The following is a 214-nucleotide window of genomic DNA, read 5'->3' as shown; positions in this document are numbered from 1 at the left end:
TTGCACAATGGGCGCAAGCCTGATGCAGCCATGCCGCGTGTATGAAGAAGGCCTTCGGGTTGTAAAGTACTTTCAGCGGGGAGGAAGGGAGTAAAGTTAATACCTTTGCTCATTGACGTTACCCGCAGAAGAAGCACCGGCTAACTCCGTGCCAGCAGCCGCGGTAATACGGAGGGTGCAAGCGTTAATCGGAATTACTGGGCGTAAAGCGCAC

1 rRNA gene is annotated in these 214 nt (G+C 53.7%); it reads left to right on the top strand.

Annotated features, from left to right (window positions below):
• Nucleotides 1–214, top strand: a 16S ribosomal RNA gene (locus GTW67_RS32930); the annotation flags it as partial.

Source organism: Streptomyces sp. SID5910 (genome assembly GCF_009862125.1).
GTDB lineage: Bacteria > Actinomycetota > Actinomycetes > Streptomycetales > Streptomycetaceae > Streptomyces.
The sequence above is the reverse complement of the archived record's forward strand: the minus strand, read 5'-3'. Positions and strand labels throughout refer to the sequence as shown.